At 68.3% G+C, this 18,310-nt stretch carries 2 protein-coding genes (both only partly in view); both read right to left on the bottom strand.

Annotated features, from left to right (window positions below; genetic code table 11):
* Positions 1-10,964 carry the 5' portion of a non-ribosomal peptide synthase/polyketide synthase gene (locus AC5L3C_RS33815; RefSeq protein WP_493652915.1) on the bottom strand. The gene continues 12,340 nt to the left of window position 1, outside the view, so the window shows 10,964 of its 23,304 coding nt (coding positions 1-10,964); it begins with the start codon at positions 10,962-10,964; the stop codon falls past the left edge of the window.
* Positions 10,961-18,310, bottom strand: partial view of a non-ribosomal peptide synthetase gene (locus AC5L3C_RS33810; protein WP_493652914.1) — the end only. The gene runs 8,793 nt beyond the window's last position; 7,350 of the gene's 16,143 nt are visible here — the last part of the coding sequence; its start codon lies beyond the right edge, outside the window; it ends in the stop codon at positions 10,961-10,963. The genes AC5L3C_RS33815 and AC5L3C_RS33810 overlap by 4 nt, the downstream gene beginning before the upstream one ends.

The raw sequence follows: 18,310 nt of genomic DNA, 5'->3' as shown, positions 1-18,310 counted from the left end.
AGGACCCGCACCAGGCGCTCGGTGAGTGACACGACCGTCTCCGCGTCGAACAGATCCGCGGATCCGGTCACCGACCCCCGTAGCCCCCTCGGACGGCCGTCACCGTCAAAGGCTTCACCGACCGTCACGTCCAGGTCGAACTTCGCCGGCGCAGGACCTGCGGGCATCGGCGCGGCCTGGAGGGCCGTCAGCTCAAGGGTCGCCTGCCCGAGGTTCTGCACGCTCAGCATGACCTGGAAGAGCGGGTGCCGGGACATCGACCGGTCCGGGGCCACCAGCTCCACGAGCCGTTCGAACGGCACGTCCTGGTGCTCAAGAGCCGCCAGACTGGTCTCCCGCACCCGCCCGAGCACATCCTCGAACGTCGGGTCGCCCGACACGTCTGTACGCAGCACCAGCGTGTTGACGAAGAACCCGACCAGATCGTCCAACGCCTGGTCCGTCCGCCCCGCCACCGCGGCACCGACCGGGATGTCCTCACCCGCACCCAACCGGGACAGCAGCACCGCCAACGCCGCCTGAACCACCATGAACAAGGTGACACCCTGCTCACGCGCCAACGCGGCCAGCCGCGCGTGCACCTCGGCAGGAACATCAAGCGTCGCCATGTGCCCTTGGTGCGAGGTCACTGCGGGACGCGGGCGGTCCAAGGGCAATTGCAGTTCCTGCGGTATCCCCGCGAGCGTCTTGCGCCAGTAGGCCACCTGTCGGGCCAGGACACTGTCCGGGTCTTCCTCGCTGCCGAGCAGGTCGTGCTGCCACAGGGTGTAGTCGGCGTACTGGACCGGCAGCGGCTCCCACTCGGGCGCCCGCCCCTCACACCGCGCGGCATACGCCATGGAGAGGTCACGGGCCAACGGCCTCGTCGACCAGCCGTCTCCCGCGATGTGATGCAGCACCACAGCCAGCACATGCGTGTCCGGGCCGGTCTCGATCAGCAGGGCCCGGATCGGAATCTCCTCCGCCAGGTCGAACGCACGCCTCGTCTCGGCCGCCACCAGAGCCGTCACCTCGTCCTCGGTGGACGACGACACGACCCGCAAGATCTCCCTCAACTCACCGATGTCCAACACATGCTGGTACGGCTCCCCGTCCGAGGCGGGGAACGCGGTGCGCAACACCTCGTGCCGCGCCACCACATCACCCAGCGCCGCTCGCAACGCCTCCGCGTCCAACTGACCGGTCAGGCGGATCACGACCGGCATGTGGTACGTCGGATTGGAGCCCTCCAACTGCGCCAGGAACCACAACCGCCGCTGCGCGAACGACAACGGCACCCGCTCGGGGCGTTCCTCCTGACGTACCAGGCCGGCGCGCGAGGCCCTTGCCCCGCCGACCCGCACCGCGAGCTTCGCCGGCGTCGGCGCCTCGAACAACGCCCGCACACCCAGCTCGACACCGAACACCGACCGCACCCGCGACACCAACCGCATCGCCAGCAACGAATGCCCGCCCAGCTCGAAGAAGCTGTCGTCCACACCTACGCGGTCCACACCGAGTACGTCGGCGAAGGCACCGCACATGATCTCTTCAACCACGTTCGCGGGCGGGCGCACATCCTCGTCTCGCGCGTACTCCGGCGCCGGCAACGCGGCCCGGTCCACCTTCCCGTTCGCCGACAGCGGCAATGCCTCGAGTACGACCACGGCGGACGGCACCATGTACTCGGGCAAGCGATCAGCGACGAATATGTCCACTGTTTCGCGCAGGTCATCAGCGTCGCACCCCTCAACCGGCACGATGTAGGCAATCAGGCGCTTGTCTCCAGGGATGTCCTCCCGAGCGACCACCACCGCTTGACCCACCTGCGGATGCGCGGCCACCACTGCCTCAACCTCAGCAGGCTCGACCCGGAACCCCCGGATCTTCACCTGATCATCCACCCGGCCGACGAACACCAACTCACCATCAGCCGTCCAACGAGCCAGGTCCCCCGTCCGGTACATCCGCTCACCCGCCACACCGAACGGACACGCCACAAACCGCTCCGCCGTCAACACCGTGCGACTGTGGTAACCGCGGGCCAAACCCACGCCCGCCACATACAACTCACCGGCCACACCCGGCGGCACCGGCCGCAACCACCGGTCCAGCACATAAACCCGCGTGTTGTCCATCGGCCGCCCGATCGGCAACACCCCACAAACCCCACCCTCGTCCTCCACCACATACTGCGTGGCACACAACGTAATCTCCGTCGGCCCATACAAATGCCGCACCCGCACACCCGGACACGCCCGCAACACCGCCGCCACCGCAGACGACGACACCACATCACCCCCCGTCAACACCTCCTCCACACCCACAAAACACCCCGGATCCTCCTCCGCCAACACCCGCAACAACCCCGCCGTCACATGCACACGACCCACCCCATGCACACCCACCAACGACCGCACCACCCCACCATCCACCTCACCCGACGGAGCCAACACCACCACCCCACCACCAGCCAACGTCACCCACAACTCAAACACCGACGCATCAAACGCATACGACGCATACCCCAACACCCGACCCACATCACCCCAACACCCATCCACCACCAACCCCACCACATCCCGCTGACACACCACCACACCCTTCGGAACCCCCAACGACCCCGACGTATACATCACATACGCCGCCACATCCGGCCCCGGCACCCCCAACACCACACCACCCGCACCCTCGAACACACCCGGATCATCCACACACACCACCGGCACATCCAAACCCCCCGGAAGCGCCCCCACCAGACCCTCACTCGTCACCACACACACCGGGGCCGCATCCCCGAACATAAACGCGATCCGCTCACCCGGATACGACGGATCCACCGGCACATACGCACCCCCCGCCTTCCACACCGCCAACAACGCCACCACCAGATCAACCGACCGCTCCAACACCACCGCAACCACCAACTCCGCACCCACCCCACGCCCCACCAACACCCCCGCCAACCGCGACGCACGCTCATCCAACTCCGCATACGTCACCTCCTCGTCCTCAGCGATCACCGCCAACGCACCCGGCGTCCGCGCCACCTGCTCCCCGAACAACACCGGCCACGACACATCCGCAACCGCCACCCCCGTCTCATTCCACCCCTCCACCACCCGACGCAACTCACCCTCCGACAGCACCTGAACCTGACTCACCCGCACCAACGGATCCGCCGCCACCACCGACAACACCCGCACCAACCGCTCAGCAACCAACTCAACGGTCCCCACATCGAACAGATCCGCCGACCCGATCACCGCCCCACGCAACCCCACCCCACGACCATCACCGTCGAAGAACTCACTCAACGTCACTTCGAGATCGAACTTGGCTGCCGCCGGGCCCGTGGGCACAGGTGCCACCGTGATGCCCGGCATTTCCAATGGCGCACGGCCAAGATTCTGCAGGGAGAGCATGACCTGGAAGAGCGGGTGCCGGGACATCGACCGGTCCGGGGCCACCAACTCCACGAGCCGTTCGAAGGGCACGTCCTGGTGCTCAAGAGCCGCCAGACTGGTTTCCCGCACCCGCTCGAGCACATCCTCGAACGTCGGGTCGCCCGACACGTCTGTACGCAGCACCAGCGTGTTGACGAAGAACCCGACCAGGTCGTCCAACGCCTGATCCGTCCGCCCCGCCACCGCCGTACCGACCGGGATGTCCTCACCCGCCCCCAGACGCGACAACAGCACCGCAAGGCCTGCCTGGAGCAGCATGAACAACGTGACGCCCTGCTCACGCGCCAACGCGGCCAGCCGCGCGTGCACCTCGGCAGGAATGTCCAGGGCCACCGTATGACCCTGGTGCGAGGCAACCGCCGGACGCGGCCGGTCCACCGGCAGCTCGAGATCCCGCGGCGCGCCCGCCAGTACGTCGCGCCAGTAGGTCACCTGTTCGGCCAGTAGGCTGTCCGGCTGGTCCTCAGTGCCAAGCAGCTCCCACTGCCACAGCGTGTAATCCGCGTACTGCACCGGCAACGGCTCCCACCCCGGTGCACGCCCCTCGCACCGCGCGGCATACGCCATGGAGAGGTCACGGGCCAACGGGCCCATCGACCAACCGTCGCCCGCAATGTGATGCAGCACCACCACCAGCACATGCGCATCGGGGCCGAATTCGATCAACAGTGCCCGCAGAGGGATCTCCACCGACAGGTCGAACGCACGCCTCGCCTCAGCCGCCACCAGCGCTGCCGCCTCGTCCTCCGTGGCAGTTGAGGCGGTTTGCAGCACCTCACCCATTTCAGCAGGCGTCAGCACGCGCTGGAACGGCTCACCGGTGTCGGCCGGAAACACCGTGCGCAACACCTCGTGCCGGACAACCACGTCCGACAGCGCCTCCTGGAGCGCGCCCACGTCGACCCGCCCGCTCAGGCGCAACGCGACCGGGAGGTTGTATGTCGAGCTCGGCCCGTCCAACTGCGCCAGGAACCACAACCGCCGCTGCGCGAACGACAGCGGCACCCGCTCGGGACGCTCACGCCGCGCCAGACCTACCCGTGCCGATGCCGCACCGCGGATCCGAGCCGCCAACTCCGCCGGCGTCGGCGACTCGAACAACGCCCGGAGGCTCAGCTCGACACCGAACACCGACCGGACCCGCGACACCAGCCGCGTCGCCAGCAACGAATGGCCGCCCGCCTCGAAGAAGTTCTGGTCGACCCCTATGTGTTCCACACCGAGCACGTCGGCGAACGCCCCGCACATGAGTTCCTCGGCCACCGTGACAGGTCCCCGCCCACCACCGGACGTCGGATACTCGGGCTCCGGCAGCGCAGACCGGTTCACCTTTCCGTTCACCGTCAACGGCAGCCGCTCCAGGGCTACCACCGCCGAAGGCACCATGTACTCCGGCAGCCGTTGGCTCGCGAGCGTACGCAAGTCACCAGGGAGGTCACCAGCTGCGGTACCGCCGTCCGACACGACGTAGGCCACCGTACGAGGGGTCCCGGGAACGTCCTCGCGTGCGATCACTACGGCCTGCGTGACGTGCGGGTGCTCGGTCAGCACGGCCTCGATCTCGCCCGGCTCGATCCGGAAGCCGCGGATCTTCACCTGGTCGTCCGCACGGCCCACGAAGTCGAGCTGCCCCTCGCCGGTCCAGCGGACCAGGTCCCCCGTGCGGTACATCCGCTCACCCGACGCACCGAACGGACACGCCACGAACCGCTCCGCGGTCAGGCCCGGGCGGCCATGATAGCCACGGGCCAGACCCACGCCCGCGATGAACAACTCGCCCACCACACCCGGCGCCACCGACCGCAGGAATCCGTCCAGGACGTACACCTGCGTGTTCCAGATCGGAGCACCGATCAGCACCGGACCCGATCCGCCCGCATACCGCCACGCGGTGGAGTCCACCGACGTCTCCGTCGGCCCGTACAGGTTGTGCAGCTCCGCACCGCACACCTGAGTGAAGCGCTGGGCCAGCAGGCCCGGCAGTGCCTCACCCGAGCACACCACCCGCCGCAACGACTCCCACGCAGCCGGGTCACCGCCCTCCACGAACGCCTCCAGCATCGACGGCACGAAATGCACCGTCGTAACGCCCTCCGTACGGATCACGTCCGACAGGTACGCCGGGTCGCCCTGGCCGCCCGGCTGGGCCAGCACCAGCCGCGCGCCCGACACCAACGGCCAGAACAACTCCCACACCGACACGTCGAAACTCACCGACGTCTTCTGCAGCACCGCATCATCCGCACCCAGACCGAACCGGTCCTGCATCCACAACAACCGGTTCACGATCCCCGCGTGCGGCACCACCACACCCTTCGGCACACCCGTCGACCCCGACGTGTACATCACATACGCCGCACCATCCGGAGAACACGACGCGGGGAATGCCCGCGCATGCTCGGGCATGGCCGGGTCGTCCAGGCACACCACCGGTACGTCCGCGGGCAGACCCTCGGCCACGTCACGCACCGTCACCACACAGGCCGGCTGCGCGTCCCGAAGCATGAACCCGACCCGGTCGGCCGGATACTCCGGATCGACGGGAAGGTATGCCGCACCCGTCTTCAGCACCGCCAGCAGCACCACCACCAGATCAACCGACCGCTCCAACACCACCGCAACCACCGACTCCGCACCCACCCCACGCGCCACCAACACCCCCGCCAACCGCGACGCACGCTCATCCAACTCCGCATACGTCACCTCCTCATCACCCGAGACCACCGCCACCGCACCCGGCGTCCGCATCACCTGCGCCGCGAACAACTCCGGCAACGTCACCCCGGGCACCGCCCGCCCGGTGCCATTCCACCCCTCCACCAGCCGCTGACGCACCTCACCAGGCAGCACCCCCACCTGCCCCAAAGGCGTCTCCGTCGCCCCTTGCAATGCCTCCACCAGGCCCTCGACCGCCACCTCCACCAACCCACACACCAGCCCCGCATCCGCAGGAGCCACCACATCCGCCGTCAGCCCGAAACCCGACCCCAGATCGTCGACCGACACCGTCACCGGATAGTTGGTCAGATCCTCACTGAACAGAAGCTGCATCCCCCTGCTGCCACCCACACCCTCACCCCCGGCCGCTCCCCCGCGACTGGCCTCCCCGGCCGTCCGGCTTGTCGACGAACGTCCACGGCCGCTGTGGCGGTAGTTCAGCAGGGAGGTGAACAGCGGAGCGGAGGGTGCGACGCCACTGGCTTTCTGGGCCAGGGCCAGCGGTGCATGCTCGTGCAGCAGCAGGCCGGCCAACTGCGACTGCACCGCCTTCACCGCGCCCCGCGCATCCGAACCCGCGACATCCACCCGCACCGGCAGGGTGTTCATGAACGGCCCAGGGTGCCGCTCAGCTCCCCGCCCGGCGTTCATCCGGCCCAGCAGCACCGTCCCGAACACCACATCCGTACGCCCCGACACACTCGCCAGCACCCGCGCCCACGCCACGTGGAACAACGTCGCCGGACTCACTCCCAGCCCACGCGCCTGCTCCCGCACCCGCTCCGCCAGACCTTCGTCCATCATCGAACGGACCCGCTGTACACCGGAGCCATCCCCATGAGCATCGGACAGGCCGAACGGCAGCGTCGGCTCCGTCACATCACCCAGCAGCCCCGCGAAGTACTCCTCGTGCTCGTCACGCGAGACACCGAGGCGTGCCTGGGCCACGAAGTCACGGAACGGCAGCGGCGCAGGAAGCTCATCACCACGCCCCGCCATGAACGCCCCGACCTCCCCCATGACCACCTCGAGCCCTGTGTGGTCCTGGAGCAGGTGATGCACCTGCACCAACGCCAGCCAACGCTCACCGCCGGGCTCCACGGCCACATGCACCCGCAGCAACGGAGCCCGCCGCAGATCCATCCACTCACCCGCCACCGCCAACAGCTCCGCCGCCGGATCAGTCCCACTCGCTGACAGCGTCACCTCGGTGACAGGAACCATCGCCCGACGCCACACCACCTGCACGGGCTCCGGCAGCTCCTCCCACAACACCGCGGTGCGGTAGATGTCATGCCGGTCCACCACCCGCTGCAACGCCGCCACAAACGCGTCCAGCCGCTCACGGCTCTGGAACGCCACCACTGTCGGTGTCAGATACACGTCCGCGTCGCCTGACCCGGCGAGGAGGTGATGGAAGAAGATGCCCTCCTGCAACGGCGCCAGCGGATACACGTCCGCCACGTTCCCCGCACCGCCGTCCACCGCCGCGCACACCGACTCCACCTGCGCCGCGGACAGATCCACCAGCGGAAGCATCTCCGGTGTGATCGTCTCCGCGCCTCCGGGAATCCCGTTCGGCGGCACCTCCACCTCGGCCCTGCCCCCGGCCGCGGCCAACGCCGCCGGTGTGGGCGCCTCGAACAGGACCCGTACCGATACGCTCACTCCCCGCTCGCGCAGTCGATGCACCAATGACACCGCCAGCAGCGAATGACCGCCCAGCTCGAAGAAGTTGTCCTCGACCCCCACCCGCTCCAGGCCCAGCACCTCGGCGAAGGCTTGACACACGATCTCCTCGGCCACGGTCGCAGGACCCCGGCCCCCACCGGACGTCCCATATTCCGGCGCCGGCAACGCTGCCCGGTCCACCTTCCCGTTCACCGACAACGGCAGCCGGTCCAGCACCACCACCGCCGACGGCACCATGTACTCCGGCAACCGCGTTGATGCGAACGTCCGCACCTCATCGACGAGTTCATCGGTACCGTCTTCCTCGATCGGCACCACATAGGCGACCAGACGCCGGTCGCCGGCGATGTCCTCACGGACGGACACCACCGCCTGATCAATCCGCGGATGCGCGGCCACCACCGCCTCGACCTCACCCGGCTCGACCCGGAACCCGCGGATCTTCACCTGATCATCCGCCCGCCCCGCGAACATCAGTTGGCCATCGGCTGTCCACCGCGCCAGGTCTCCGGTGCGGTACATCCGCTCACCCGCACCCCCGAACGGACACGCCACGAACCGTTCCGCGGTCAGGCCGGCGCGACCGTGGTACCCCCGCGCCAGCTGCGCCCCCGCCACATACAATTCACCCACCACACCCGGGGCCACCGTCCGCAACCGCTCATCCAGCACGTACACCCTCGTGCCAGGGACCGGACGTCCCACCGGAACCGACTCCGGTACCTCCCGCCCCGCACCGGCCTCGAACACACAACACCCCACCACGGCCTCCGTCGGCCCGTACTCGTTCACCACAGACGTCCCCGGCGCACACTCCAGCCACGACCTCACCACCGCACCGCTCAGCGCCTCACCACCCACCACCACACGTGCCCCCAGCCCCGCCAATCGCTCACCCGACACCTGCTCCGCCAGCAAAGGAAGGTGTGCTGGAACCACCTTCACCAGCGAGAACCCGTCCTTCACCGTCAAGAGCCCGGCCAGGGTTTCGACGCCGCCCCGTACGCCCTCACCGGGACCGAAGACCACCGCCGCTCCCGAAACCAGCGACAGCAGCAGACTCGTCAACGTCAGGTCGAAGGCGAACGACGAATGCACGGGCACACGACCGCCCGCCCTCACCCCATACCTCTCAACAGCCCACCCCACGTAGGCGCCCAGGCTCCGATGCGAGACCGCAACCCCCTTCGGCACCCCCGTCGACCCCGACGTATACATCACATACGCCAACTCATCCGGAAGCACCTCGACCACGGGCGCAGTCGCAGGCGCACCGGCAAGCTCCTCGGCCATCCCCGGATCATCCGGACACACCACCACCCCGACATCAGCCGACAGCGATCCCACCAGCCCATCCAGCGACCTGTGGTCCCCCACCACCACGCCGGCACCGCTGTCCCGCACCATGAACGCCAACCGCTCACCAGGGAGGACCGGATCAAGCGGTACATAAGCCGCCCCCGCCCTCCACACCGCCAACAGCGCCACCACCAGCTCCACACCCGGCCTCACGCACAGCCCCACCACCGACCCCGCGCCCACGCCCCGACCCACCAGCACATGGGCCAACCGCGACACCCGCTCATCCAACTCCGCAAACGTCACCTCCTCCCGTGCATCCACCACCGCCACCGCGTCCGGCATCGTCCCTGCCCGCTCCGCGAACAACACCGGCACCGGCACCGGCACCGGCACCGGCACCGGCACCAAAGACGCTCCCACCAACTCACCAGCGCCGGCCCACTCCACGAGGACCCGCCGACGCTCGTCCTCCGTCAGCACATCCATCTCACCGACCCGCACACGCGGGTCCGCCGCCACCAGCCCCAACACACGCGCGAAACGCCTCGCGACCGCCTCCACCGACGCCACGTCGAACACATCAGCCGCACCCGTGATCGCCCCTCGCAACCCCGCGGGACGGCCGTTCCGGTAGACCTCACCCAGAGTGATGTCGAGGTCCAGCTTCGCCGAGTTCCTCTGCTGAACGGCCATCGGCCTGACCCTCAAGCCAGGCAGCTCCAGACCGGCAGCAGCGTTGTTCTGCACGGTGAGCAGCACCTGGACCAGTGGATGCCGCGCCAAGGAGCGGTCCGGGGCAAGGACCTCGACCAAGTGCTCGAGCGGCACGTCCTGGTGGTCCAGGGCCTGGAGACTGTCGTCACGTACACGAGTCAGCAGTTCGCTGAAGGAAGGGTTACCGCTCAGGTCGGTCCGCAGAACCAACGTATTGACGAAGAACCCGACGAGCTCATCGAGGGCCTTGTCCGTCCGCCCCGCCACCGCTGTGCCGATGGGGATGTCGTCCCCGGCGCCCAGCCGCGACAGCAGCACCGCCAACGCCGTCTGCACCACCATGAACATGCTGGTTCCGCCGGCACGGCAGACCGCCGCCAACTTCTCGTGGACGTCGGCAGGAATGTTCAGCGGGATGGTGTGGCCGCGCCGCGAGGCAACCGGCGGACGCGCGTGGTCCATGGGCAGGGCGAGCTCCTGCGGAGCTCCCGCCAGCATCTGCCGCCAGTACGACACCTGTCGGGACAGCAGACTCTGTGGATCGTTCTCGTCGCCGAGCAACTCCCGCTGCCACAGGGTGTAGTCGGTGTACTGCACCGGCAGCGGCTCCCACCCGGGCGCGCGCCCTTCGCAGCGCGCCGCATACGCCCGGGAGAGATCGCGGGCCAACGGGCCCATCGACCAGCCGTCGCCCGCAATGTGATGCAGCACCACCACCAGCACATGCGCGTCCGGACCGGTTTCGACCAGCAGCGCCCGCAGCGGGATCTCGTCCTCCAGATCGAACCCGTGCCGGGTCTCGTCCGCGACCAGCTGCGCCGCCTCTTCCTCCGTGGCGGCTTCAGCGGTCCGTAGCACCTCCCCCACCGCGCTCAGCGGCAGCACCCGCTGGTACGGCTGTCCGTCGCTGGAGGGAAACACCGTGCGCAGCACCTCGTGCCGAGCGATGACGTCCGTCAGCGCCGCGCCCAGCGCCCCGGTGTCGATCCGCCCTGCCAGACTCACTACCACCGGCAGGTTGTAGGTCGGGCTCGGCCCCTCCAACTGCGCCAGGAACCACAGTCGACGCTGGGCGAACGAAAGCGGAATCATTCGGCTTCCTTCTCCTTGCTCATGCGGCGCAGTGCCGGCCGGGCAGGTTTCCGCTCACTCTCCAACCGTGCTGCCAGGGCTGCCGGAGTCGGCGCCTCGTACAGCATCCGGACCCCCAACTCGACGCCGAGCGCGGCCCTGGCCTGTGACACCAGACGAGTGGCCAACAGGGAATGTCCACCCAGGTCGAAGAAGTTGTCATCCGCCCCTACCCGCTCCAGCCCCAGTACCTCGGCAAACGCCTCGCAGAGCAGGCGCTCCTCATGCGTGGCCGGTTCCCGCTGCGGGGTCACGGCCGCACGCCGTGGATCAGGAAGGGCTGCCCGGTCGAGTTTGCCGTTGGCGGTCAACGGAAGCTCGGGCAGGGACACGAACACCACGGGGACCATGTACCCGGGCAGCCGTTCAGCGGCGTTGACGCGCAGGTCGGCGAAGAGTTCGTCGTCCTCGCGGTCGTCGTCACCGGAACCGTCTGGGTCTGCGTCTGCGTCCTGACGTTGTGGTCCGTTCCCGTCCTGGTCCTCGGGGACGATGTAGGCGACCAGGCCGCCACCGCCGGGCAGGTCGTCGCGGGTGGTCACCACGGCCTGGCTCACCCGGGGGTGCGCGGTCAGTACGGTTTCGATCTCGCCGGGCTCGATGCGGAAGCCGCGGATCTTGACCTGGTCGTCCGCGCGGCCGACGAAGACGACCTGACCGTCAGCGGTCCAGCGGACGAGGTCACCGGTGCGGTACATCCGCTCGCCCGGCGCGCCGAACGGACAGGCGACGAACCGCTCCGCGGTCAGCGCATGCCGGCCGTGATATCCACGCGCGAGCCCCACGCCCGCGATGAACAACTCCCCCACCGCCCCCGGCGGCACCGGCTGCAGGGACTCGTCCAGTACGAACACCCGCATGTTCCAGATGGGCGCACCGATCGGCACAGCACCCGACTCGCCCGTCCACTGCCCGGCCGTGCACTCCACGGAGGCTTCCGTCGGCCCGTAGAAATTGTGCAGCTCGGCACCGCACACCCGCGCGAACCGCTGCGCCGACACTCCCGGCAACGCCTCGCCCGAGCACACCACCCGCCGCAGTGACCCCCATGCAGCCGGATCCCCGCCCTCCACGAACGCGTCCAGCATCGACGGCACGAAATGCACCGTCGTGATCCCCTCCGTACGGATCACGTCCGACAGATACGCGGCGTCACCTTGCCCACCCGGCCGGGCCAGCACCAGCCGCGCGCCCGACACCAACGGTGAGAGAAGCTCCCACAACGACACGTCGAAGCTCACCGACGTCTTCTGCAACACGGCATCGTCCGCGCCGAGCCGGAACCGTTCCTGCATCCACACCAGGCGGTTCACAATCCCCGCGTGGGACACTACTACGCCCTTCGGCAGCCCTGTCGACCCCGACGTATACATCACATACGCCGCACTGCCCGGGCCGGCCGGAGGAGGAGATCCGGCCCGCTTCGCCGCGCCCTCGGTCACGGACGAGTCGTCCAGACACACCACCGGAGCGTCCGCCTCCGCCCGCGCGCCCTTCAGCAGACCACTCACCGTCACCACACACACCGGATTCGCATCCCCGAGCATGAATCCGATCCGATCAGCCGGATACGACGGATCCACGGGCAGATACGCCCCGCCCGCCTTCCACACCGCCAGCAACGCCACCACCAGATCAACCGACCGCTCCAACATCACCCCCACCACCGACTCCGCACCGACCCCGCGCTCGGTCAGCACCCCCGCCAGCCGCGACGCCCGCTCGTCCAATTCCTCATACGTCACCCGTTGGTCACCGCACACCACGGCCACCGCATCCGGCGTCCGCGCCACCTGCGCGGCGAACAACTCCGACAACGTCAACCCGGGCACCGCCCGCGCAGTGTCGTTCCACCCCTCGAGCAGCCGCTCACGCATCTCACCGGGCAGCACCCCGACCTGCCGCAACCGCGTCCCGGCCGGCTCGTCCAACGCCTCAACCAAACCCTCGACCGCCGCCTCCACCAACCCACACAGCAACTCCGGATCCCCCGGAGCAACGGCATCAGCACTCAGCCCGAACCCCGACCCGAAATCGTCGACCGACACCGTCACCGGGTAGTTCGTCAGGTCCTGGCTGAACAGAAGCTCCATCCCACGGCGGCGACCACCCGCATCCTCGCTGCCGACGGCTGCTGCCGCACGGCCGCCCTGCCCACCGTCCTGACGAGGACGGCCGCTGTGGCGGTAGTTGAACAGAGCCGTGAACAGCGGAGCGGAGGGTGCGACACGACTGGCCTTCTGGGCGAGTGACAGGGGTGCGTGCTCGTGCAGCAACAGGCCGGCCAGCTGCGACTGCATCGCCTTGACCGCACCGGCAGCGTCCAGGCCCGCGACGTCCATGCGGACCGGCAGGGTGTTCATGAACGGCCCGGGTACCCGCTCCGCTCCCCGCCCGGCGTTCATCCGACCGAGCAGTACCGTCCCGAACACCACGTCACTACGGCCGGACACACTCGCCAGGACCCGTGCCCAGGCCACGTGGAACAGCGTCGCCGGACTCACTCCCAGCCCACGCGCCCGCTCCCGGACGCGCTGCGCCAGTCCGTCGTCCAGGGTCACCCGCACGCGCTGCACACCGGTGCCGTCCCCATGGGCGTCGGCCAGGCCGAACGGCAGCGTCGGCTCCGTGACATCACCCAGCAACCCCGCGAAGTACTCCTCGTGCTCCTCGCGCGAGACACCCAGGCGGGCCTGGGCCACGAAGTCACGGAACGGCAGCGGCGCAGGCAGCTCATCTCCACGCCCCGCCATCAATGCTGTGACCTCGCCCATCACCACGTCCAGGGCCGTGTGGTCCTGGAGCAGGTGATGCACCTGCACCAACGCCAGCCAGCGTTCGCTACCGGGCTCCTGCGCCACATGCACGCGCAGCAACGGTGCCCGCCGCACATCCATCCATGATCCAGCCGCGTCCAGCAAGTGCCCCGCAGCCTCCTGCCCGCGCGCTCGTGCCGGCAACGTCACCTCGGTCACCGGCACCACCGCTCGGCGCCACACCACCTGCACCGGCTCGGGCAGGCCTTCCGACACCACCGCCGTGCGGTAGATGTCGTGCCGGTCCACCACGCGCTGCAACGCCGCCACAAACGCGTCCAATCGCTCCCGGCCCTCGAACGCCACCACGGTCGGCGTCAGATACACATCCGTGTCACCCGGCGCGGCGAGCAAATGGTGGAAGAAGATGCCCTCCTGCAGAGGGGCCAGCGGATACACATCCGCCACGTTCGCAGCTCCGCCTGTTACGGCCTCGCAGATCAAGCCGATCTGCGAACGTGTGAGCTCCACCAAGGGCAGCATCTCCGGTGTGATCACCTGGGCGTCCTCGGGGATGCCGTTCGGCGGCACCTCCACGTCCGCGACGCCTGTGGCACCGGCCAGCGACGCGGGAGTGGGCGACTCGAACAGCGCCCGCACCGATACCCCGAGCCCACGTTCCCGCAAACGCTGAACCAACGACACGGCCAGCAACGAATGCCCACCCAACTCGAAGAAGTTGTCCTCCACCCCAACGTCCTCCAGGCCCAGCACATCGGCGAAGGCCTGACACACGATCTCCTCCGACACCGTGACCGGACCCCGACCAGCACCGGACGCCGCATACTCCGGCGCGGGCAGGGCCGCCCGGTCCACCTTCCCGTTCACCGACAACGGCAGCTCACCCAGCACCACCACCGCCGACGGCACCATGTACTCCGGCAACCGCTCACCCGCGAACGCCCGCAAGTCCTCCGCCACCCCACCATCGGCAACGACGTAGGCCACCAGCCGCCGGTCACCGGGCGCGTCCTCACGCACGACCACCACCGCACGAACCACACCAGGATGCGCCGCCAACACCGCCTCGACCTCACCCAGCTCGATCCGGAAACCCCGCACCTTCACCTGATCATCCGCCCGGCCCACGAACACCAACTGCCCGCCGGCCGTCCAGCGGGCCAGATCCCCCGTCCGGTACATCCGCTCACCCGCCACACCGAACGGACACGCCACAAACCGCTCCGCCGTCAACCCCGGCCGACCGTGGTAACCACGAGCCAACTGCACCCCCGCCACATACAACTCCCCCACCACACCCGGCGGCACCGGCCGCAACCACCGGTCCACCACATACGTCCGCGTCGTCGCGAACGACCGACCGATCGGAACCACACCCCCACCCCGCTCCACCGCACCCACCCGATAATGCGCACTCCCAACCGTCCCCTCCGTCGGCCCATAGTGATTCACCACCGCCACATCCGGATACCGCTCCCGCCACCGCCCCACCAACTCCCACCCCAAAGCCTCCCCACCCACCATCAACAACCGCGACGGCACACACTCCTCACCCAGCTCCTCCAACAACGGCAGATGACTCGGCGTCACCTTCACAAACGCTGGCCTCCGCCCCCGCAACACACCCGCCAACCCCTCATCCAACGCCCCCACAAACACACACCCACCACTGACCAGAACCGGATACAACCCCGTCACACCCAGATCGAACGACACCGGCGCATGCAACACACTGCTCTCCCCCACACCCCCATACGCCCCCACACACCACCCCACATAACCCCCCAACGCCCCATGCGACACCACCGCACCCTTCGGCACCCCCGTCGACCCCGACGTATACATCACATACGCCGACTGCTCCGGCCCAGGCACCACGTTCGCCACCACCGATTCCACCAACTCGTCGACCACAAGCGGGTCATCGACACACACCACACGAACGGCCATACCCTGCGGAAGCGCCTCGACCAAGTCCACACGCGTCAGCACACACACCGGCCGGCAGTCAGCCAGCATGAACGCGATCCGCTCACTCGGATACGACGGATCCACCGGCAGATAAGCCCCACCCGCCTTCCACACCGCCAACAACGCCACCACCACATCCACCGAAGGCTCCAACATCACCCCCACCACACACTCAGGCCCCACCCCACGCGCCACCAACACCCCCGCCAACCGCGACGCCCGCTCATCCAACTCCGCATACGACACCTCCTCCCGCGCATCCACCACCGCCACCGCACCCGGAGTCCGCACCACCTGCGCCGCAAACAACTCCGGCACAACAGCCCGCGCATCCACCACACCCGTGTCGTTCCACCCCTCCAACACCCGCTGCCGCTCCCCCTCAGACAGCACATCGATCTCGTGAACGCGCAGTTGCGCGTTCGCTGCCATGTCCGTCAGCACCCGCACATACCGCTCAGCGAACGCCTCGACGGTGACCGCGTCGAACAGATCCGCCGAGCCGGTCAACGAACCCCGAAGACCAGCCGGTCGACCATCGACCAGGGCCTCACTCGCGCTCAGATGCAGGTCGAAGCGCGACGTCGTCAGCCCGGCCGCAACCGCCCCGGCCTGCACACCGCCAAGGTCAAGACTGGGAGCTTCGTTGTTCTGCACTGTGAGCATGACCTGGAACAGCGGATGCCGGGACATCGACCGCTCCGGAGCCAGCACCTCCACCAGCCGCTCGAACGGCACGTCCTGATGCTCAAGCGCCGCCAGACTCGCCTCACGGACCCGGCCCAGCACCTCCAGGAACGTCGGATCACCCGATACGTCGGTCCGCAACACCAGCGTGTTGACGAAGAACCCGACCAGATCGTCCAACGCCTGGTCCGTCCGCCCCGCCACCGCCGTACCCACCGGGATGTCCTCACCCGCACCCAGCCGCGACAACAACACCGCAAGACCGGCCTGAAGCAGCATGAACATCGTCACACCCTGCTCACGCGCCAACGCGGCCAACTGCCCATGCACCTCCGCGGGCAGACCAAATGCCACCGAGTGACCCTGGTGCGAGGCAACCGCCGGACGCGGCCGGTCCACCGGCAGAACCAACTCCTGCGGAGCCCCCGCCAACGCCTCACGCCAGAACGCCACCTGCCCCGCGACAAGACTGCCCGGGTCCTCCTCACGGCCCAGCAACTCCCGCTGCCACAACGTGTAATCCGCGTACTGCACCGGCAACGGCTCCCACCCCGGCGCACACCCCCCACACCGCGCCCCATACGCCCGGGAGAGGTCACGGGCCAACGGCCCCATCGACCAGCCATCACCCGCAATGTGATGCAGCACCACCACCAGCACATGCACATCCGGGCCCGTCTCCACCAACAGCGCCCGGATCGGCACCTCCGTTGCCAGGTCGAACCCGTGACGCGTCTCTGCCATCACCAGGTCGTCTACCTCGTCCTCACCGGCCGTATCCACGACCCGGAGAAGTCCGCCGAGTTCGGCCACCTCACGCACCTGCTGGTAAGGCTCACCCCCGTCAGCCGGGAACACCGTGCGCAGCACCTCATGCCGGCCCACCACATCCACCAGCGCCAACCCCAGCGCATCAACATCCACCCGACCGTCCAGACGCAACACCACCGGCAAGTTGTACGTCGGACTCGGCCCCTCCAACTGCGCCAGGAACCACAACCGCCGCTGCGCAAACGACAACGGCACCCGCCCCGAACGCTCACGCCGAGCCAGACCCGCCCGCGAAGCCCCCGCACGGCTGACCCGCACCGCCAGCTCCGCCGGCGTCGGCGCCTCGAACAACGCCCGCACACCCAACTCCACCCCGAACACCGACCGCACCCGCGACACCAACCGCATCGCCAGCAACGAATGACCACCGAGTTCGAAGAAGTTGTCCTCCGCACCGACCTGCTCCAGGCCCAGCACCTCGGCGAACGCACCGCACATGAGCTCCTCGACCACCGTCGCAGGACCCCGACCGCTACCGGAGGTCGCATACTCCGGTGCCGGCAACGCCGCCCGGTCCACCTTCCCGTTCACCGACAACGGCAGCTCATCCAGCACCACCACCGCCGACGGCACCATGTACTCCGGCAACCGCTCACCAGCAAACGCCCGCAAGTCACCAGCCCGTCCGCCATCACCGTCCAGCACGACGTAGGCCACCAGACGCTTGTCGCCAGGGATATCCTCGCGAGGGATCACAACAGCTTGGGTGACGTGGGGGTGCGCCGTGAGTATCGCCTCGATCTCGGCGGGCTCGACCCGGAAACCCCGGACCTTCACCTGATCATCCACCCGGCCGACGAACACCAACTCACCATCAGCCGTCCAACGGGCCAGATCCCCCGTCCGGTACATCCGCTCACCCGGCACACCGAACGGACACGCCACAAACCGCTCCGCCGTCAACCCAGACCGACCCTGATAACCGCGCGCCAACCCCACCCCCGCCACATACAACTCACCCACCACACCCGGCGGCACCGGACCCAGCCACCGGTCAAGCACATACACACGCGTGTTGTCGACAGGACGCCCGATCGGAAC

Source organism: Streptomyces speibonae (assembly GCF_984686075.1).
This window is presented reverse-complemented; position numbering and strand designations above follow the sequence as displayed.